The sequence below is a fragment of the Thalassospira sp. genome (assembly GCF_040218635.1).
GTDB lineage: Bacteria > Pseudomonadota > Alphaproteobacteria > Rhodospirillales > Thalassospiraceae > Thalassospira.
The window spans coordinates 491,082-510,769 of the sequence record NZ_JAVJRB010000005.1 but is presented as its reverse complement, the minus strand read 5'-3'; the positions used below and the strand labels follow the sequence as shown (position 1 = coordinate 510,769).

Annotated in this window: 15 protein-coding genes and 1 pseudogene; 13 read left to right on the top strand and 3 right to left on the bottom strand. The window is 53.1% G+C overall.

Annotated elements, in window-relative coordinates:
• The first annotated feature begins 18 nt into the window (after positions 1-18).
• From iadA to RIC05_RS05850, 13 genes and pseudogenes are all read left to right on the top strand, one after another.
• Positions 19-1,188 (top strand): beta-aspartyl-peptidase, encoded by a 1,170-nt coding sequence (gene iadA, locus RIC05_RS05910; RefSeq protein ID WP_350044946.1) that lies wholly within the window; start codon positions 19-21, stop codon positions 1,186-1,188.
• Between the two features lie 201 nt (positions 1,189-1,389).
• On the top strand, positions 1,390-1,626 hold the full coding sequence (locus RIC05_RS05905) for a YMGG-like glycine zipper-containing protein (protein ID WP_350043599.1): 237 nt from the start codon (positions 1,390-1,392) through the stop codon (positions 1,624-1,626).
• Between the two features lie 510 nt (positions 1,627-2,136).
• Complete coding sequence (locus tag RIC05_RS05900; protein ID WP_350044947.1) at positions 2,137-2,433, top strand: SCP2 sterol-binding domain-containing protein; 297 nt, start codon at positions 2,137-2,139, stop codon at positions 2,431-2,433.
• A gap of 33 nt (positions 2,434-2,466) precedes the next feature.
• On the top strand, positions 2,467-3,135 hold the full coding sequence (locus RIC05_RS05895; protein WP_350044948.1) for a DUF6134 family protein: 669 nt from the start codon (positions 2,467-2,469) through the stop codon (positions 3,133-3,135).
• Positions 3,136-3,191: 56 nt separating this feature from the next.
• Positions 3,192-4,505, top strand: a pseudogene (locus tag RIC05_RS05890) (OmpP1/FadL family transporter).
• A gap of 98 nt (positions 4,506-4,603) precedes the next feature.
• Positions 4,604-6,295, top strand: coding sequence for a long-chain-fatty-acid--CoA ligase (locus tag RIC05_RS05885; RefSeq protein ID WP_350044949.1), 1,692 nt, complete (start codon positions 4,604-4,606; stop codon positions 6,293-6,295).
• 105 nt (positions 6,296-6,400) lie between these two features.
• Positions 6,401-6,805, top strand: coding sequence for a MerR family transcriptional regulator (locus tag RIC05_RS05880; RefSeq protein WP_350044950.1), 405 nt, complete (start codon positions 6,401-6,403; stop codon positions 6,803-6,805).
• Positions 6,806-6,847: 42 nt separating this feature from the next.
• Complete coding sequence (locus RIC05_RS05875; RefSeq protein ID WP_350044951.1) at positions 6,848-7,984, top strand: thiolase family protein; 1,137 nt, start codon at positions 6,848-6,850, stop codon at positions 7,982-7,984.
• Positions 7,984-10,308: a 3-hydroxyacyl-CoA dehydrogenase/enoyl-CoA hydratase family protein gene (locus RIC05_RS05870; protein ID WP_350044952.1), complete on the top strand. Its 2,325-nt coding sequence runs from the start codon at positions 7,984-7,986 to the stop codon at positions 10,306-10,308. The genes RIC05_RS05875 and RIC05_RS05870 overlap by 1 nt, the downstream gene beginning before the upstream one ends.
• Positions 10,309-10,330: 22 nt before the next feature.
• Positions 10,331-12,115 (top strand): acyl-CoA dehydrogenase C-terminal domain-containing protein, encoded by a 1,785-nt coding sequence (locus tag RIC05_RS05865; RefSeq protein WP_350044953.1) that lies wholly within the window; start codon positions 10,331-10,333, stop codon positions 12,113-12,115.
• 55 nt (positions 12,116-12,170) lie between these two features.
• A complete protein-coding gene (locus RIC05_RS05860; RefSeq protein ID WP_350044954.1) occupies positions 12,171-12,701 on the top strand; it encodes an acyl-CoA thioesterase in 531 nt (176 codons plus the stop codon).
• A 32-nt stretch (positions 12,702-12,733) separates the two neighbouring features.
• Entirely contained in the window at positions 12,734-13,540 is an 807-nt protein-coding gene (locus RIC05_RS05855; RefSeq protein ID WP_350044955.1) for an enoyl-CoA hydratase/isomerase family protein, read from the top strand.
• Between the two features lie 23 nt (positions 13,541-13,563).
• On the top strand, positions 13,564-14,457 hold the full coding sequence (locus RIC05_RS05850; RefSeq protein WP_350044956.1) for an SDR family oxidoreductase: 894 nt from the start codon (positions 13,564-13,566) through the stop codon (positions 14,455-14,457).
• 272 nt (positions 14,458-14,729) lie between these two features.
• On the opposite strand, the gene RIC05_RS05845 is transcribed toward RIC05_RS05850, so the two are convergent.
• The 3 genes from RIC05_RS05845 to RIC05_RS05835 form a co-directional block, all read right to left on the bottom strand.
• Entirely contained in the window at positions 14,730-15,209 is a 480-nt protein-coding gene (locus RIC05_RS05845; protein WP_350044957.1) for a hypothetical protein, read from the bottom strand.
• A gap of 137 nt (positions 15,210-15,346) precedes the next feature.
• Entirely contained in the window at positions 15,347-17,473 is a 2,127-nt protein-coding gene (mdoH, locus tag RIC05_RS05840) for a glucans biosynthesis glucosyltransferase MdoH (protein ID WP_350044958.1), read from the bottom strand.
• Between the two features lie 61 nt (positions 17,474-17,534).
• Positions 17,535-19,367, bottom strand: coding sequence for an OpgD/OpgG family glucan biosynthesis protein (locus tag RIC05_RS05835; RefSeq protein ID WP_350044959.1), 1,833 nt, complete (start codon positions 19,365-19,367; stop codon positions 17,535-17,537).
• Between the last annotated feature and the right edge of the window lie 321 nt (positions 19,368-19,688).

The window sequence follows — 19,688 nt, the reverse complement described above, 5'->3', positions numbered from 1 at the left end:
AAGCTACGGTTTTAAATAATGTTTCTGCTGTTAAAGAACGCCAATATTTTCGCCCCCACGCCCCTTGGCGTGAACGATATCCTGATCTGTCATGACAAAATCATCGCCATTGCCCCTGATCTGGTTGTTTCTGTTCCAGCCGATCTGCACGTCATCGACCTTGGCGGCAAAACCACGGTTCCGGGCTTTATTGATGGCCATGCCCATTTGATTGGCGGCGGCGGCGAAGGCGGATTTGCCACCCGCACACCCGAAGTCGCGGTTGGCAAACTGATCGAAGCGGGCATTACATCGGTGTGCGGTTTGCTGGGTACGGATGGCGCCACCCGCCATATCGCATCGCTTTATGCCAAGACCAAAGCATTGAGGAATGAAGGTATATCGTCCTGGTTCTTTACCGGTGGCTACCGCGTCCCATCCCCGACCCTTACCGGCAATATCGGTGATGACGTAACGTTTCTCGATGCCTGTATTGGCCTGAAAACAGCGATCTCTGATCATCGTAGCAGTCAAAGCACGGTTGATGAAATCGCGCGCATTGCATCACAATCTCGCATTGGGGGGATGACATCGGGCAAGGCGGGATCTGTTGTTGTCCATCTTGGCGATGGCACCGGGCATTTTGATCCGTTATGGGCTGTGATTGATCAAACCGAAATCCCGATAGGCCAATTCATCCCGACCCATGTGAACAGAAGACGTGCCTTGCTGGATGTTGCCAAGGATTGGGCAAAGCGTGGTGGCAATATCGATTTCACCACCGGCATTGATGCCGAACCGCAGGATGGCGGTGCGGTTAAAACATCCAAGGGCATTGCAGAATGCCTTGGCGATGGTGTCACGATTGATCGTATTTCCATGACATCGGATGGCAATGGATCGCTTCCTGATTTTGATGCCAATGGGACAATGATCGGGCTGAGTGTTGCCGGGTTTGACACCATCGGGCGTGAATTTGCCGATCTGGTCGAAACAGAAAAACTTGATCTCGAAACTGCCCTTGCCCCAATCACCATCAATCCGGCCCGGATGTTGGGGCTTGGCGACCACAAGGGACAAATCAAAACCGGCTTTGATGCCGATATTCTGATCCTTGATGACGGGTTGGCCCCTGATACGGTCATTGCACGCGGCAAACCGGCCATGACTGGTAAAGAACGCCTTTTGCGCGGTACTTTTGAAGATTAATTCCCCATAAGTCGCGTTTAAAAGCGGAAAAAGGGCGATATTTCCCCATACTTGCGGGATTGGCGCCTTTTTATCGCCCTAACTGCCCGAAATAACCCCCAATATCGCCAAACCCCTTTCGTATTTCCCCTTCAGGCTCTCATTCCTCGGCACAGGCCAACCTATGGTCTGCGGTGGATACGGATCGAAAGGGTATGGAAAATGCGACAGGTCGCCATGGTTATCGCGATTGCCAGTACGTTGGGGCTTTCAGCATGTAGCGGTTTGAATGACCGGAACCAGCGAATGCTAAGCGGGGCGGCCATTGGTGCCGGTGCCGGGGTTGTTGGCACGGTCATCACCGGTGGTTGTGTAACCTGTGGTGCGGTTATTGGCGGCGCAATCGGGACCGGTGCTGGCTATATCCTGCACGAGAATGAGCAAGCCCGAAAAGAATGAAGCACGACATCCGCGCCATCCCGGCAAAGGCGAAAACTTTGTCAGGATGATCGCGCCCACATCAGGCTATCGTGAAAGCAGTCAAAGCGAAGCCCGTTCGCGTGCTTATTTCGGAGTCGCACAACAACGATTCCCATAGGCCAACCCGCAACTGGAAAATGCACAACGGCGTTACTGCCCTTGATGTTACCTAGCGGTCAAGATTGGCCGAAAACTGCCGAAATCCGTCGTTCGGCCGATCACCTTCTTTGAGAAATCTTGGAGAATCCAACCCCCAACACCATGCTTAATCTGGTGCATTGAATTTTGGAATTGACCCCGGATCAGCCCCGGTTGATCCGGGATTTTTTGTGCCTTTTTCGAATGGTTTCACAACTTAAAATTTCTTTATTTCAATGCCTTATTAGTCGCTATAGTTTCGCTTTAGTAATTTAGTTTACGTTAACGTCACTTTCTATTACAGTCAGATCACAACATAAAAAAAACAACATCTGAATGAGGGAGGCGTTCGTGGATGACATCCTCGACACCGTAAAAGAAAAGCTGCCGAAGCTTCGTGGCCTGAATGCTGTGATTGCATTTGATTGCGGCGATGACGGACATATTGTGATCGATGCCACCGGCGATGAACCGGAAATCAGTGATGACGATATCTCTGATGCGGATTGCATTCTTAAAATCAAGAAAGCCAACCTCGAAAAACTGATCGCTGGAAAACTTGATCCGATGCTTGCCTTCACACTGGGCAAATTGAAGATCAAAGGATCCATGGGAGTAGCGGCGAAATTGTCATCCATGCTGGACTGACAATGCCAAACTGATCCGTTCTACGGGGGAAACATGCGGAAAAGCGTCCTAAAACGCACCGTATCGGCCGCAATAACCGGTCTTTTTGCCCAATGTGCCGTTTTATCAACGGCATATGCAGGTGAAATCCTGAATTTCCGCGTCCTGAAGGACGGGGAACCGATCGGCTATGAGAAAGTCGAAATCACGCAAACAGCCAACAAACGCACGGTCACGGTTGAAACACTGACCAATGTCCGCGTGCTGTTTTTGCAATTCCATTACGACCATCAACGCACCGAACACTGGGATGGCGATGCGTTGATATCCGTCGATACCACCACCAACGATGACGGCACACACTACACCTATCAGGCAAGTTACCAGGAGGGTTGCTATCAACTTGCCGGAAAAGGTGTCGGGAAACGTGATGCCTGTAACGGGGCCTGGCCACTTACCTTGTGGCTTGAAGACGTTACGGGAAAAGCCAATCTCTATAGCGTCATTGATGCCGAACCTTACGCTGTTCAAACCAGAAAGGTCGGCACAGAAAAACTGATGGTCGAAAACCGGGAAACACCGGCGACCCATTATGTCATGTCCGGCGATGTCGAACGTGACCTTTGGTATGGTACGGACGGAAAACTGCTGAAAACCAGTTTCAAACGAAAGGGTTACGACATCGACTTTATCCGGGTCGATGCGATTGCTCTTCAACACTAGGAAGCGGGCGTTTTAAATCGGGAATTTGAAACGTTTAAAGATTAAGGGAGAAACAGATGTCTCAGTTCAAGAAAGGCTGCCTGTGGGGGGCTGCTTCGGGTACGGCACTTTTGTGCGCACTTGCCAGTGTCGGCACCGCACATGCGTCGGGTTTTCAGGTCCGTGAAACCAGTGGCACGCTTCAAGGATCGAGTTTTGCGGGGATGTCGACACTTTCGACCGATGCTTCGACGATGTCCTACAACCCGGGCACGGTTGGTCAGTATGATGAAACCACGTACAGCACAGGCGTCACAGTTATCAGGCCCGTTGCCAAGGCAAAAAATGTATCTGCATCCGGGGGCACCCTAAACAATGGGCAGAACTTTAGCAGCCCGAGCGACGAGGACATGGCTAATGATGCAATCGTCCCAAACGCCCATGCTGTTTGGAAGCTCAATGATCAATTGAACCTCGGAATTTCAATCACCTCGCCTTGGGGCCTCGTGACGGATTATGAGGGTGATTTTGCAGGTCGGTTTTACGGTACGACGTCTTCGATCAAGACCATCAATATGAAACCTGTTCTGGCATATCGTTTTGATAATGGCTTGTCGATCGGTGCAGGACCTCAGATCCAGTATATGGACGCTGAACTTTCAAAAGCCGTGGATAACCTTGCTGGCGCAGGCGAAGGCAGCAGTAAAGTTAGCGGGGACTCCCTTGATTATGGCTGGACCGCTGGCATTAACTGGGAAATGACCCCATCCACGACATTTGGCCTGTCCTATCTTTCCGAAGTTGAACACGACCTAAAAGGTAAAATCGACTTCGACAGCGCAGCTGAAGGTTTCGCAGCACCTTATGTAGACAGAGATGCTACTGCAACCGTTGCAACACCCGAGTCCATTACATTCGGCATCGCTCAGAAACTAGACGAGCAATGGACCGTAATGGCGGATGCGCAATGGACCAATTGGAACACGATTGACACGCTAACCTTCAATTTTAGCGGCCAAACCAATGCAGCAGCAGGCGCCGCATCTGCAAGCAGTTCTGAAGATTAAAAATGGGGCAGTGCATGGTTCGGTTCGCTTGGTGCCCGATACCAGCATGATGAAAACTGGGCATTTACCGGTGGTATTGCATTTGACGAAACGCCCATCAAAACCCAGTATCGCAATGTTCGCCTCCCTGATTCAAACCGGTATTGGACATCATTGGGAGCCTCATATCAGGTATCCGATCGGGCAATGGTCAGCCTCGGCTACACTCATATATTTGCCGATGAAGCTCGCGTTGACCACACGACTTCCACGCTCGGCACGTTCCGAGCCGACTACGAGGCCCATGTCGACATCATCGCTCTGCAGGCGAACTTCAAGTTCTGATCTGCTATACTGTCGCGGCGCGGGGTGGCGGTTGCTACCCCGACCGGGTTCCTTTTTTTTGCCCGCAAGGTGACGTTAACGTAATGGAGTTAACGCAAGTGAATAAAGCAAACGTTCAAGATGCACCGACCCTGATGAATGGCGTTGATTTCAGCACCCCCATTCATACCCGTCCCGTGCACGAGATTTTCGATCAGGCCGCCGTACGATTTCCGCTGCGTCCATGCATTGATTTTCTTGGCCGGATCTATGATTACAAAACGATCAGTGATCAGATTGATCGCGCGGCTGAAGGCTTCAAGCAACTTGGCATCCGCAAAGGTGACAAGGTGGGGCTGTGCCTGCCCAACACGCCATATTATGTCGTGTGTTATTACGCGATCCTGAAATGCGGCGGTGTGGTGGTAAATTTCAACCCGCTCTATGCCAAACGCGAAATTGCCTATCAGATCGACGATTCCGGCTGTCGCCTGATGGTGACCTTGAACCTTAAACAGATCTATCCCAAGGTCGCGGCCTGTCTGGATGAAACCTGTCTCAAGCGGATTGTCGTCTGCGAAATGAGCAGCATCCTCCCGCCGGTCAAAAGCGTTCTGTTCTCGTTGTTTAAACGAAGCGAACTGGCCGACGTTCCAACCGATTTGCGTCACATCCCCTATTCACGTGTCCTTGGCTGCAAACCGATTGATACCGTGGCGGATATTGATGTGAATGATCTGGCCGTATTGCAATATACCGGCGGAACAACCGGACGTCCCAAAGGGGCGATGCTGACCCACGCCAATCTAAGTGCCAATGTCGATCAGCTGACCCGATGGATGCCAGACGCCCATCCGGGGCATGAAGTCACCCTGTGCGTTTTGCCGTTTTTCCACGTCTTTGCGATGACGGTTGCCTTGAATACATCAATCAATCTCGGTGCCGAACTTGTCTTGCATCCGCGCTTTGAACTGGGTGCGTTGTTAAAATCGCTTGATAAGAAAAAGGCCACCATCTTCCCCGGTGTGCCGACAATCTATACCGCGATCAATAATTCACCCGAAACACCCAAACACGACCTGTCACATATCAGTTGCTGCATTTCTGGTGGTGCGCCGCTGCCGGTCGAAGTCAAACATCGGTTTGAAGAAATTACCGGATCAAAAGTTGTCGAAGGCTATGGCCTGACCGAAGCCAGCCCGGTTTGCACCTGCAATCCGGTCAAGGGCATGAACAAGGAAGGATCCATCGGGATTCCCCTGCCAGGCAGCGAAATTGAAATCCGGTCGCTGGAACATTCCGATCAAACCATGCCCTTTGGCGAAAAAGGCGAAGTTTGTGTACGCGGCCCGAACATCATGCCCGGTTATTGGCAAAATGACGCTGCCACCCAAGATACATTTATCGATGGTTGGCTCCGCACGGGCGATGTCGGATATCAGGATGATCAAGGCTACACGTTCCTGGTTGACCGCTTAAAGGACGTCATTTTGTGCAGTGGATACAACGTTTATCCCCGTGCAATCGAAGAAGCCCTTTATTTGCATGACCAGATTGCCGAAGTGACCTGTATCGGGGTTCCTGACCAGTATCGCGGGCAAGCTCCCAAGGCGTTCGTTCGCCTGAAAGACGGGGTCACGGATGTAACCGCCGAAGATCTTCGGGCGTTTCTCGATGACAAGATTTCAAGAATCGAGATGCCGCGCGAAATCGAAATTCGCGAAGAGCTTCCCAAAACCATGGTCGGCAAATTGTCGAAAAAGGAATTGGTCGAAGAAGAACGCCTGAAACGTGAAGAAAAAACGAATTAGTTCCAACGCGTTAACGTCGCACCACACACACTGAAAAAAATCAATGTGACGTTAACGTAAACTAATTGACGTTAAGAGAAAAATATATACGATAAGGGGTGAGGAATGACCAAATTTGATGACCGGTTCTATACCGTTCCCGAATTGGCCGACGATCTTGGAATTACGCCGCGCACCATCCGGTTTTACGAGCAAAAAGGGCTTTTGAACCCGCAGCGTGCCGGTACCACCCGGGTCTATACCCGCCAGGATCGCGCCAGATTGCTTCTTATTTTAAGGGGCAAGCGACTTGGGTTCAGCCTGAAAGAGATTGCCGATTATCTCGATCTTTATGGCGCGGACCCAACCCAGGCAGAACAGATCAAAATGTTGCTGGGGCGTGTCAGGGAACGGATTACCGATCTGGAAGAACAACGCCAGGCGCTGGACGTCACGTTGGATGAATTACGCGAAATCGAACAGCAATCGGTTGATGCGCTTAAAGAAAAAGTACTCGATCCGGTTTCATAACGATATCGGGCACGAGGACAGCTCAGGAAGGAAGACACAGTCATGACCAACGCCGTAATTGCCGGATATGTCCGGTCGCCATTCACCCCGGCCCGTAAAGGTGCGCTTGCCAAGGTTCGTCCTGACGATCTGGCAGCACAGGTAGTCAAAGGCCTGATTACGAAGACCGGCATTGATCCCAACGACATTGAAGACCTGATCCTTGGCTGTGCCTTCCCCGAAGGCGAACAGGGTTTCAACGTTGCCCGGCTTATCACCTTCCTGGCCGATCTGCCGCGTTCTGTTGCCGGTGTTACCGTCAACCGGTTCTGTGGATCATCGATGCAATCAATCCATCAGGCGGCTGGTGCCATTGCCATTGGCGCAGGCGATGTTTTCATCTGTGCCGGCGTTGAAAGCATGACCCGTGTTCCAATGATGGGCTTTAACCCGCTGCCGAACCCGGACCTTTATAAGGCCATGCCAGAAGCCTATATGGGCATGGGCGATACCGCCGAAAACGTCGCCGCCAAATACGGCCTGTCGCGTGGTGATCAGGAAGCATTTGCGGTTGAAAGCCATAAAAGGGCCGCTGCCGCGCAGACTGCTGGCAAATTCACCGATGAAATCATTCCGATCCAGACCAAAGACGGTGTGGTTTCCGAAGATGGCTGCATCCGCGCTGAAACCACCGCGCAAAGCCTTGCTGATCTGAAACCGGCCTTCAAGGCCGACGGCGTTGTCACCGCCGGGACGTCTTCGCCGCTGACCGACGGGGCATCGGCGGTTCTGGTTTGCTCGGAAGACTATGCGAAGAAACATGGCCTGACACCACTTGCCCGCATCAAATCGGTTGCGGTCGATGGCTGTCTTCCGGAAATCATGGGCATCGGCCCGGTTGGCGCATCGAAAAAAGCCCTGTCCCGCGCAGGTCTGTCTGCTTCTGATATTGATGTCACCGAGTTGAACGAAGCATTCTCGTCACAAGCCATCGCAAGCATGTCCGATCTTGGTCTGGACAGTGCCAAGGTCAATATTGATGGGGGTGCGTTGGCCATTGGCCATCCGCTGGGTGCCACAGGTGCGCGTATTGTTGGCAAGGCCGCGGCCATTTTGAAACGTGATGGCGGCAAATATGCCCTTGCCTCGCAATGTATTGGCGGGGGTCAGGGAATCGCGACCATTCTGGAGGCGATGTAATGACCAACATCAAACAGGTCGCCGTTATCGGCGCCGGTGTTATGGGGGCTTCGATCGCTGCCCATATCGCCAATTCGGGGACTCCGGTCCTGTTGCTTGATATCGTTCCCGAAGGTGCCAAAAACCGCAATGCGGTTGCCGAGGGTGCGGTTGCCAAAATGCTTAAAACCGATCCGGCCCCGTTCATGTCCAAACGGGTCGCAAAACTGATCACGTGCGGCAATATCGAGGATGACCTTGATAAGATTGCCAAATGTGACTGGATCATCGAAGCGGTCATTGAACGCCTTGATATCAAGCAGGATCTTTACCGCAAGATCGATGCGGTTCGCGCCAAGGGATCGGTGATTTCATCCAATACATCGACCATTCCGCTCGCGACCCTGATCGATGGCATGGATAAGACCTTCGCCGAGGACTTCATCATCACCCATTTCTTCAACCCGCCGCGCTATATGCGTCTGCTGGAACTGGTCGGGTCTGATGTAACGCGGGGCGGCGTCATTGACATGGTTGCCGATTTTGCCGATCGCAAATTGGGCAAAACCTGTGTCACCTGCCATGACGAACCCGGCTTTATCGCCAACCGTCTTGGGGTCTACTGGATTCAGGCCGCCATGACCGAAGCGGTTGATCGTAAACTGACCGTCGAAGAAGCTGACAGTGTCATTGGCCGCCCGTTCGGTATTCCAAAAACCGGCGTGTTTGGCTTGATGGATCTGGTCGGTCTGGATTTGATGCCCCATGTGCAATCAAGCATGGCGGGCCTTTTGGATAAATCCGATCCGTTCCACGCGATTTACCGCGAAAGCGAACTGGTCAGTAAACTGATTGCTGATGGCTATACCGGGCGCAAAGGCAAAGGCGGGTTTTACCGCCTGAACCGCGAAGGCGGCCAAAAGGTCAAGGAATCGGTTGATCTGCAAACCGGTGATTTTTCCCCATCGGAAAAAGCCCGCGTTTCAAGCGTCCGCGCAGCCGGTAAAGACCCGCGCAAGATGATGGAAGCAACCGACAAGGGTGGTCAATATGGCCGCGCTGTCATGGGCAAGACCCTTGCCTATGCTGCCTTCATTGCCGAAGTTGCTGCCAATTCGATTGTCGATGTCGATGATGCGATGAAGCTTGGCTATGCTTGGAAAACCGGCCCGTTTGAACTGATTGATGCGATTGGTGTTGATGCGCTGATTGCCATGCTTGAAGCAGACGGTGTTGAAATCCCGCCATTGCTGAAAAAGGCCGCAGGCAAATCATTCTACAAAGTCGAAGACGGCGATCTGTTCTATCTTGGTTTTGACGGCACCTACGCCAAAGTCACCCGCCCGGATGGCGTCATTCTGCTTGAAGACATCAAACGCAAATCCGAGCGCGTTACGGGCAACCGTGCGGCATCGCTTTGGGATATTGGTGACGGTGTTGCCTGTCTTGAATTCCATACCAAGATGAATGCCCTTGATGGCGATGTTCTGGGCGCGATCAAAACGTCGATCCGGACTGTCAAAAAGCAGTTCAAGGCGATGGTGATTTACAACGAAGCCAGCAATTTCTCGGCCGGGGCCAACCTTGGACTGGCATTGTTTGCCGCCAATATCGCCGCATGGCCGGAAATTGAAAATCTGGTTGAAACCGGACAGGACACCTACAAGGCCCTGAAATATTCACCCTTCCCGGTGGTGGGTGCCCCAAGTGGTCTTGCCCTTGGTGGTGGCTGTGAAGTCCTTTTGCATTGTGATGCGGTTCAGGCACACGGGGAAACCTATATCGGGCTTGTTGAACCCGGTGTTGGCCTGATCCCGGCTTGGGGCGGATGTAAGGAAATGATCCGTCGTTGGGCGGAAAATCCGAAATTCGTTAAAGGCCCGATGGCGCCAAGTGCCAAGGCGTTTGAAATCATCTCGGTTGCGACGGTCGCCAAATCGGCGATGGAAGCCAAGGAAAACCTGTTCTTCCGTGAAACAGACGGCATCACCATGAACCGCAACCGTTTGCTGGCAGATGCCAAGGAACGGGCACTTTCGATGGTTGATGGCTATGAAGCCCCCGAAGAATTCACCTATCGCCTACCGGGCGAGTCCGCACGTGTTGCCTTTGAAATGGCGGTCGACGGGTTCCACCGCCTTGGCAAGGCAACCGATTACGACCGTGTTGTTGCCGGTGAACTGGCAAAGGTTCTTGCCGGTGGCGATACCGATGTGACCGAAGAATTGTCCGAAGACGACATGCTTGAATTGGAACGCGAAGGCTTCATGCGTCTGGTCCGCAACGAAGGCACCATGGCCCGGGTCGAGCATATGTTGCTGACCGGCAAGCCGCTGCGCAACTAACCGGTCCAGGAGGAAACAGAAAATGGCTGAATATAAAGCACCCTTGCGCGATATGCGCTTCGTCCTGACCGAGCTGTTTGATTACAACGATATCAATCAGATGCCCGGTTGCGAAGATTTCACCCCCGACGTAGTTGACGCGGTTCTGGAAGAAGCCGCCAAGCTTTGTGAAGAAATCCTGTTCCCGATCAACCGATCCGGGGATGAGGAAGGCTGTCACTGGGATGACGGGGTTGTCACAACCCCCAAAGGTTTCAAAGAAGCCTATCAATCCTTTGCTGAAGGCGGCTGGGTCGGAATTGCGTGTGATCCGACCTATGGTGGTCAGGGCGCCCCTAAATCCATCAATGCCCTGGTCGAAGAAATGATTTGTTCGACCAACCTGTCCTTTGGCATGTATCCCGGCCTGTCTTTTGGTGCCTATGCCGCCCTTCACGGCCATGCATCGGATGCCCTCAAGGACAAATTCCTTCCCAAGATCGTCGAAGGAACCTGGGCCGCGACCATGTGCCTGACCGAACCACATTGCGGAACCGATCTTGGCATTATCAAAACCAAGGCAGAACCGCTGTCCGATGGGTCGTATTCCGTCACCGGGACGAAGATTTTCATCTCGGCCGGTGAACATGATCTGACCGAAAACATCATCCATCTGGTTCTGGCAAAACTGCCCGATGCGCCCAAGGGCACCAAAGGGATTTCGTTGTTCCTTGTCCCGAAATTCATGGTCGGTGACGACGGATCGCTTGGCGAACGCAATGAGGTGAAATGTGGGTCCATCGAACATAAAATGGGGATCAAGGCATCGGCCACCTGCGTCATGAACTTTGACGGTGCCGTTGGCTATCTGGTGGGTGAACCCCATCAGGGCATGCCCGCAATGTTCACCATGATGAACCAGGAACGCCTGTCGGTTGGCATTCAGGGTCTTGGTCTTGGTGAAGCCGCCTATCAGGGCGCACGCGCCTATGCCAAGGACCGCTTGCAGGGTCGTGCGCTTACGGGTGCAAAATCGCCAGACAAACCTGCTGACTCGATCATTGTCCATCCCGATGTCCGGCGCATGCTTTTGACCGCAAAGGCCACCAATGAAGGCTGCCGTGCCATGGGCATGTGGGTCGCACGCGCCCTTGATACCGCCAAACATCACCAAGACCCGGTCAAACGCGAAGAAGCCGACGAATTTGTTCAACTGATGACACCCATCGTCAAGGCGCTGTTCACCGATTGGGGCTTTGATAACACCAATCTTGGTGTGCAGGTCTTTGGCGGGCACGGCTATATCCGTGAATGGGGCATGGAACAATATGTTCGCGATGCCCGTATTGCCCAGATTTACGAAGGCACGAACGGCATTCAGGCTCTTGACCTTGTCGGGCGTAAAATGCCGACCAAGGCCGGTCGTTATCTGCGCCGGTTCTTCCATCCGGTTCAGGAATATATCGAAGCCAATGTCTCCAATGGTGAGCTTGGCGACTATGTCCAACCACTGGCCAAGGCGTTTATGCGCCTGCAACAGGCCACGGGTGAACTGGCCCAACGTGGCATGAAAAACCCGAATGAGGCCGGTGCCGCCGCGACCGAATTCCTGCGTTTGTTTGGCTTGGTTGCGGTTGGGTTCATGTGGGCACGCACCGCTGAAATCGCCCTTGCCAAAAAGGACGACGATGCGGACGGGTTCTATAAGGGCAAGCTGATCACGGCCAAATTCTATATGGAACGGGTCTTGCCGCAATCGGGCGCCATGTTCAGTCAGATCATGGCGGGTTCTTCGACCATGATGGCGCTGGACGAGGAGCTGTTCTGATCATGGTATCGGGCCGCAAACATCGCCAATCGGCATCATCGCACGGGGAAACGTCGTGAACCTGATTTTCCGACTGATCCGTGTCGTGATCCTGTCGATGTTGCGGCCCGGCCTGCATCCGCTGGATCCATCAAGCTTGCGTTTCCGGGCCTGGCCACTGGATCTGGACATCAATGTGCATATGACCAATTCGCGCTATTTCGCCCTGATGGATTTGGGACGTACTGAATTGATCATGCGCAATGGCATCGCCAAACAGATGTTTAAACGCAAATGGCAACCCGTGGTTTCGGGATCGACCATGCGGTTTAAACGCGCGATCAAGCCGTTTCAGTCCTTTGTACTGGAAACACAGGCACTCTATTGGGACGACAAGGGGTTTTATCTTGAACAACGCTTTGTCTCAGGCGGCAAAACCTTGGCCCTTGGTGTCGTAAAGGCCGTGTTTGTCGGCCCAAATGGCATTGTCGCCCCTGATGAAGTCTGTCGTCTGGTCGGGGCGGATGAAGCATCCCCTTCGATGCCGGACTGGCTGTCGGGATGGCCCGATATGGAAAGTGCCATCGAAGCACGTCTTGCGACCTAAAAAACCGGGTAACCCCCCGCGGGAGGAACCAAATGGCATCGAATGACGCCGTCTTGCTATCAATCACCGATCAGATCGCGACGATCACGCTTAATCGACCGGACAGAATGAACGCGCTTGATCAGTCCATGATTGCCGGTCTGTCTGACGCACTTGATCAAATCGAAGATGACAGTGCCAATATCGGTGCGGTCATCATCGAAGGATCGGGCGGTACCTTTATGGCCGGTGGCGATGTGAAATTCTTCTATCAGATGGCGCAATCCCCTGCTTCCGAAGCCCGCCCATTGATCGAAACCATGATCAACCGCGTTCATGACATCATCATCCGCATCACCGCCCTGCCCTGTCCGACCGTGGCAAAGCTTGACGGTGCGGTTGCCGGGTTTGGTATTAGTCTGATGAATGCCTGTGACCTTGCGGTTGCTGCCGAAGAAACGGTTTTCACGCTGGCCTATATCCATATCGGCACATCCCCCGATGGCGGATCAACCCATTCGCTGACCCGATTGGTCGGCATGAAAAAGGCCAAAGAGATTGCCCTTCTTGGGGATCGGTTTAGTGCTGAAGAAGCTTATGACTGTGGTTTGATCAATAAGGTCGTCCCGGCCGATCAATTGCCATCGGCCACCGCGAAATATGCCACCCGTCTGGCATCGGGTCCTCGTTCTGCCATCGCCCGGACCAAGGCATTGCTGAATGCAGCGCCCGAGGCAACGCTGAGTGATCAACTTGCCGCAGAGGCCAAATCATTCGCCGAATGTTCGCTCAGCGATGATTTCCGCGAAGGTGTCACTGCCTTTGTTGAAAAACGCAGCCCCCAATTTGGCAAATCATAAAAAGAATTCAGGGAAATACATCCATGACTAGTCTTGCTGGCAAAACATTGTTCATCACCGGCGCATCGCGCGGAATTGGCAAGGAAATCGCCCTGCGTGCGGCCCGTGACGGGGCAAATGTCGCCGTGATCGCCAAAACCGATGAACCGCACCCGAAATTGCCCGGCACGATCCACAGCGCGGTTGCCGAGATTAATGAAGCCGGCGGCAAAGGCTTGGCCCTAAAAACCGACATCCGCGAAGAAGACCAGATCGCCGAGGCGGTTGCCAAAACCGTCGAGACGTTCGGAGGCATTGATATCCTGATCAACAATGCCAGTGCGATCAATCTGACACCGACATTGCAAACACCGATGAAGCGGTTTGATCTGATGCATCAGGTCAATACACGGGCAAGCTTTGCCTGTGCGCAGGCCTGTTTGCCGCATCTTTTGAAATCAGACAATCCGCATATCCTGACCATGTCGCCCCCGCCCAATCTGTCGGCGCAATGGTTTGCCAATCACACCGCCTATACCATTTCGAAATACGGCATGAGCTTGGTAACACTGGGTCTGGCGGCGGAATTCGCCGATGAAGGTGTTGCGGTTAACTCGCTTTGGCCGGTCACCGTGATTGAAACTGCCGCCCTTAAAATGATCCCCGGACTGGAACAGGGACGTGCCCGCACCCCCGATATTCTGGCCGATGCCGCGCATGCGATCCTGACCGCACCAGCGCGCGATATTACCGGCGGTTTCTTTACCGATGAATGCGTCCTTGAGGCCATCGGTGTGACTGGTTTTGAACCTTACAATCTGACACCGGGCAAACCGCCTTATCCAGATTTCTTCCTTGAGCTTGATCGCAACGGCAAAAACGATCCGCAGGTTGCCAAGCTTTTGGAAAAACTCAGCCGCTTTCACCAGGCAGCCTAGGGTCAGGACATATTCGTTTGACGCCGGAGAAGTGTGTGCTTCGGCGTCTTGTAGGGGCCTGATTTAACCATGATGGTTTTAATCAGGTTCTCTCGCCCGCTGAACTCAACCCGCCCTTTGTGGCGGGTTCTTTTTTGCAGAAATTCGGCCCGGATAAGACGCCAGACAAAAATAAAGACACCGCCAAACATCTATGGCGGTGCCTGCCTTCGCAAAGCATATTAACGTTGAGGGTAAGACGAAAAAGCGTAGAACGAAGGTCTGCTTGTTGGTTACGAAGCCCGGCGATCCAGGGACTGGCGCGGCATTTCACAAGCTTTCAGGCTTGGTGTCGGCAGCATCATCTGAACCGAAAGCGCCATTGCCAAATCACGATGATCTTGTTCGGCATCAAGGAAAATCTCCGACCAGATCCCGTCGCGGTTGGCCGACAGGAACGCACAGCGCAGCATCGAAAACGACGCTGACCCATAACAATCATGCTGACCGGTTACTTTGACAAGCCATGCGGCAATCGCATCATGTGCCGCCTGATCGAGGATATCTTGCATGTTTGCACGATCATTCGCCGCGAAGCTGTCTTGGGCAAGCGCATCGCGCAAACCATTGACCAGACGCTGATTGGCCACAGCGTTGCGCACACCAAACGACCGAAGCCACGCACGCGCCGTATCTTCGATAAGGCGGGTCATCGCAGCCGACTCAAAAGCAGCATAGGAAAATCCCTGTGTTGCGACGGTCATATCAGTCATCTATTCGGCCCTCCGGGCAGTAAACGATCATGGGTGATTAACGTCTCGTTAAGAAGTAGAATCACCGATAAAGCGCGGGATAATTTGCTCAAATCTGGGCGTTTTTGTGGCGCACCAGATGGTTTTAAAACAAATAGTTACGATGGTTTTGTTGGATTTTCCGGCGGATGAATGTCCCGACCCGCCATGATCTGATCAAGCGGCTTGACCGGCCATGACAAAATCAGAAGTTTTTCATCGCGTGTCAGGCTTTCAATACCAAGACGCGCAAGCTTTTCGTAAATGATGCCGATCTCAATCGCGGTCCGGGCATCGGGTTTGCGCGCCGGAAGCAACGCCGAATGCAACGCATTGGCATAGGGGTCTTCAATCAGGCGCATCAAACCGTCTTTGACATTGCCTTCACCGGCCTCTGCGGTGAACTGTGCCAAGGCCCGCAATTCTTCGGGGCTGTCATATTCTTCTGGCGTGACAAACAGCTTCATCCGGCGCGCAGCCTTGCCAACTGCAAGGCTACTGGAATAATGGGTAAGCCACGGCGACAGAACCAAGCCCGCCAAAATCGGCGACAACCACCAGAAAAACGCTGTATCGACAAAGATCGCCACCGCCCCCCAGACCAGACCAATCACAATGATCGTCCGATGGGTTTTAAACGCTGCCTTCAGCGGAACACCCGCATCATCGCGTTCCTGCGCATCCCAACCCACCTGATTGCCGGTCAGAACAGAGAAAACGAATTGCGAATGCAACATCATCATGATCGGTGCCTGCAACGCGGAATACAGCGTTTCAAGCAGACCACTCATCAGAACCATGACCCCGCCATACTGCTTGCGGTCCCGGCCAAGACACACCATCAGGATCGAGATGATTTTGGGCAGCACCAACATCCCGATGGTAAAGATCAGAAGGACAAGCATCTCGAACGACCGATCCACCGGCCATTGCGGGAACATGGTGAAATGCCCCGGAAAGAAGCTGTGGGTCAGCTGAGTGTTCTGCAATGTCGCAATTGTCGAGCTGAGCAACAGCAACAGCCAAAGCGGCGAGGATACAAAGCTCATCACCCCCATAAAGAAATGCAGGCGGCTCAGCGGTTTGAACCCGTGGGCCACCATCAGGCGCCCATGTTGCATATTGCCCTGACACCAACGGCGATCACGAATGGCAAAATCAATCAGATTGGGCGGAAGTTCTTCCCAACTGCCTTCAAGTTGCGGGATCAGCCAGCACCGCCAACCCGCCTTACGCATAAAGGCGGCCTCGACGAAATCATGGCTGAGGATATGTCCGCCCAGTGGCGGCTTGCCCGACAAAACCGGCAGACCACAGCACTCGATAAACGCTTTAACCCGAATGATTGCGTTATGGCCCCAATAGTTTGAACTGCCCATGCACCAGAATGACAGGCCGGCCGACATGGTCGGACCATGCACGCGCGAAATAAACTGCAAGATACGGGCAAACAGGGTCTGACGGCCGGTTGGCTGCGGCGGGCTTTGGATGATCCCGGCATCGGGATTGTTTTCCATCAGATAGGCCATATTGACCATGGCCTCGCCCGACATGACACTATCGGCATCAAAAACGATCATATGTTCATAATTGGCCGCATAGGTCTCGCAGAATTCTTTAAGATTGCCCGATTTGCGTTCAGTGTTTTCGGAACGTCGGCGGAAAAAGATTTTGCCACGCGCATTCAAGTCCGCACAAGCCTTCGCCCATGCCATTTCCTCGGCAATCCAGATGTCCGGATCACGGGTATCTGACAGGACAAAGAAATCAAACGCATCAATCTCGCCGGTTTTGACAAGGCTTTCATAACTTGCCCGAAGCCCGGCAAAAACACGGTCCGGGCTTTCGTTATAAACCGGAATAACGACAACGTTCTTTGATCGTAACGATCCTTTGCGTGCAATCGGTTTAAGACGTTTTAGCGTGATTGCATCACGCTTCAACCCCCGCAGGACCAAGCCGACAATACCGGTAAAGAACGAAAGCGAAATCCAGGCAAAGTTGATGGTAAAGAACGCCACCACCACCATTTCCATGGTGGTCAACTGATCCGCACCCAAAACATCGGCCATCAACCACGCCGCATAGGCGGTCGCGGCAATCGATGCGCCAAACAGGAAAAACCGCCGCTTCCCGACGCCCGGCCCGTACAATTTGACGGTCGGGTCATAGGCTGTGCCGCCCATATCGCTTTCAGATATGGGGTCAGACATCTTTTCGGTCTTGGGATCAGACAACTGGCTCATACGGCTCTACCTGAATATGCGTGGATCAACGAAACGGTCGGCATCACAAAATACGCGGAAGTCAGAACACCCACGGCATCGTCCATGTCTCGCTCAAGACCTGTCGATCATACAAAAGAAACACCCGCAGATTGCTCGACGCGGCATCGCTGTTACGCACCAGATCAAACATCACCCGCACGCCGCCATTTTCCGGGTCGGCCATGATGCGAATATTTTCAACGCTGCCTTCTGATGCGCTGATATCGGCTTTGATTTCATCAATATTCTTGATGAAATAATCCAGATCCCCGCCGGCAAAGTTCAGAACAAACCGCGTACTGGTCTGATCTTCATCCTCTTGCGGGGCAATCCGCACCATGCGCGTATCTGTTGCCTGCGCCAACCCATGCAGACCTGCACCATCGCGGGTTGCTGTGATGCTGTAGTCAACCTGCATCTCGCCACCGGCAACCGGTTTGGTTTCAGGCACCCAATAGGCAACGATATTGTCATTGGTTTCAGACGGGCTCGGGATTTCGACCAATTCAACATGGCCTTTGCCCCAATCGCCTTTGGGGGTCACCCAATAACCGGGTTGCTGATCAAACCGACGATCCAGATCCTGATAATGGTCAAAATTACGATCGCGCTGCAAAAGACCAAACCCGCGCGGGTTTTCATCGAGGAACGAGCTCATCTGTAAATTGATCGGGTTATCAAGCGGACGCCACAGCCATTCACCACGGCCGTTATTGATCAACAGCCCGTCACTTGAATGAACTTCGCTGCGATAATCGTTAAACGACCGTCGGCGCTGCTCACCAAACAGGAACATGCCGTTTAACGGCGCCAAACCAATTTTATCCACACCATCGCGGAAAAAAAGATTGGATCGAACATCGGCCCGGCTTTGCGCACCCGGCGTAATGTCAAATCTATAGGCCCCGGTCACGCGCGCACTATCAAGCAGGGCATAAACCGTAATCTTGCGATCACCCTTTTTCGGCTCGACGATCCAGAATTCACGGAAAACCGGGACTTCTTCACCGGTTGGTCCGGCAAGATCAAGCGCAAGCCCACGGGCCATCTGCCCGATAGACTGGCCTTCGCCCTGAAGCCGGAAATAAGAAGCACCCAGAAAACGGGTCAACTCGTCATTGGCGTCAACATTCGACAACGGATAGCGCAACCGAAACCCGCTATAGCCCTGTGCCGAGAAATCATTGGCCGACAGGCCCGCATTGGCGAAATCAAACAGACCAGCGGAATAAGGAATGACCTGTATTTCCCCATTGCGCACCAAATTGATCGCAACGGGCACATCATACATATTGCCCGGATGAAACAGCTCAAGCGAGAAACCGGAATTGGCCGGATTAAAGAAGGCCCGCTGTGATTTAAAGCGGATCTGCTCATATTCCTCTGTGCTCAGATTGGCCAAGGCATCGGGTAATTCGCGATGCGGATCTTCAAAGGGCTGTTGCGCAAGCATCCGTGCGCGATCAACGACCATCGCCGGATCAAACACAACCGGCACAGTAACCACTGGTTTCTGTGCATCCTTTGCCGCCGCTTCATCACTTATCGGCACGACACCCTGATCAGGTGCAACGTCATCTGGCGTCTCGGCCTGATTGCCTGTTACTTCTTCCGGCACTTCTGATGGAACTTCTGTCGGAGTTTCCTGTGCAGACGGATCATTGGGCAAAACAGATGGTGCGGGCGCGACATCGGGTACGGATGCCTCTGACGAGGCTTCTGTACCAGCGGCCTGAATATCAGGGCCAGCATTCTGTGCGTCCTGTGCGCGAAGCGGCAAAGCCGTTCCAAGCAGAAAGGTTCCGGCTGCAAACGCAACCAGAAGAGCATGCCTTGAGATCAGCGCAGGGCGCTGTTGAAGAAGTTGCGTCATACTTTTGTGCGCCACCAACCGTTGGATTTTTCTAAATTGTTGAGTGTGCTTGTGCACAAAAAACAGGGCAGGAATGTGTCGTCATCAGGGAAAGAATCCGCAAAACCTGATCTCATGACCCGCCACAACTACCTGATCTATACCCGGATATGCACGTGACGAAGCGACATTTTTGCATGGGCTATCCCACTGAAATGCGCAAACTTCTATCTTGACAGAATCCAGAAATCACAAGGCGTCCTAACCTGTGACTCGGCCCACCGATCAAACACGAAAAAGGGCCGGTCCATTTCTGGACCGACCCCGTATTTCAGATGACTG

Excerpts from the sequence above, each read along its gene's own strand:
- RIC05_RS05865 (WP_350044953.1), top strand. The coding sequence starts at position 10,331 with ATGGCTGAATATAAAGCACCCTTGCGCGATATGCGCTTCGTCCTGACC.
- RIC05_RS05855 (WP_350044955.1), top strand. The coding sequence starts at position 12,734 with ATGGCATCGAATGACGCCGTCTTGCTATCAATCACCGATCAGATCGCG.
- RIC05_RS05875 (WP_350044951.1), top strand. The coding sequence starts at position 6,848 with ATGACCAACGCCGTAATTGCCGGATATGTCCGGTCGCCATTCACCCCG.
- RIC05_RS05850 (WP_350044956.1), top strand. The coding sequence starts at position 13,564 with ATGACTAGTCTTGCTGGCAAAACATTGTTCATCACCGGCGCATCGCGC.
- RIC05_RS05870 (WP_350044952.1), top strand. The coding sequence starts at position 7,984 with ATGACCAACATCAAACAGGTCGCCGTTATCGGCGCCGGTGTTATGGGG.
- mdoH (WP_350044958.1), bottom strand. The coding sequence starts at position 17,473 with ATGAGCCAGTTGTCTGATCCCAAGACCGAAAAGATGTCTGACCCCATA.
- RIC05_RS05835 (WP_350044959.1), bottom strand. The coding sequence starts at position 19,367 with ATGACGCAACTTCTTCAACAGCGCCCTGCGCTGATCTCAAGGCATGCT.
- RIC05_RS05845 (WP_350044957.1), bottom strand. The coding sequence starts at position 15,209 with ATGACTGATATGACCGTCGCAACACAGGGATTTTCCTATGCTGCTTTT.
- RIC05_RS05895 (WP_350044948.1), top strand. The coding sequence starts at position 2,467 with ATGCGGAAAAGCGTCCTAAAACGCACCGTATCGGCCGCAATAACCGGT.
- RIC05_RS05880 (WP_350044950.1), top strand. The coding sequence starts at position 6,401 with ATGACCAAATTTGATGACCGGTTCTATACCGTTCCCGAATTGGCCGAC.
- RIC05_RS05905 (WP_350043599.1), top strand. The coding sequence starts at position 1,390 with ATGCGACAGGTCGCCATGGTTATCGCGATTGCCAGTACGTTGGGGCTT.
- iadA (WP_350044946.1), top strand. The coding sequence starts at position 19 with ATGTTTCTGCTGTTAAAGAACGCCAATATTTTCGCCCCCACGCCCCTT.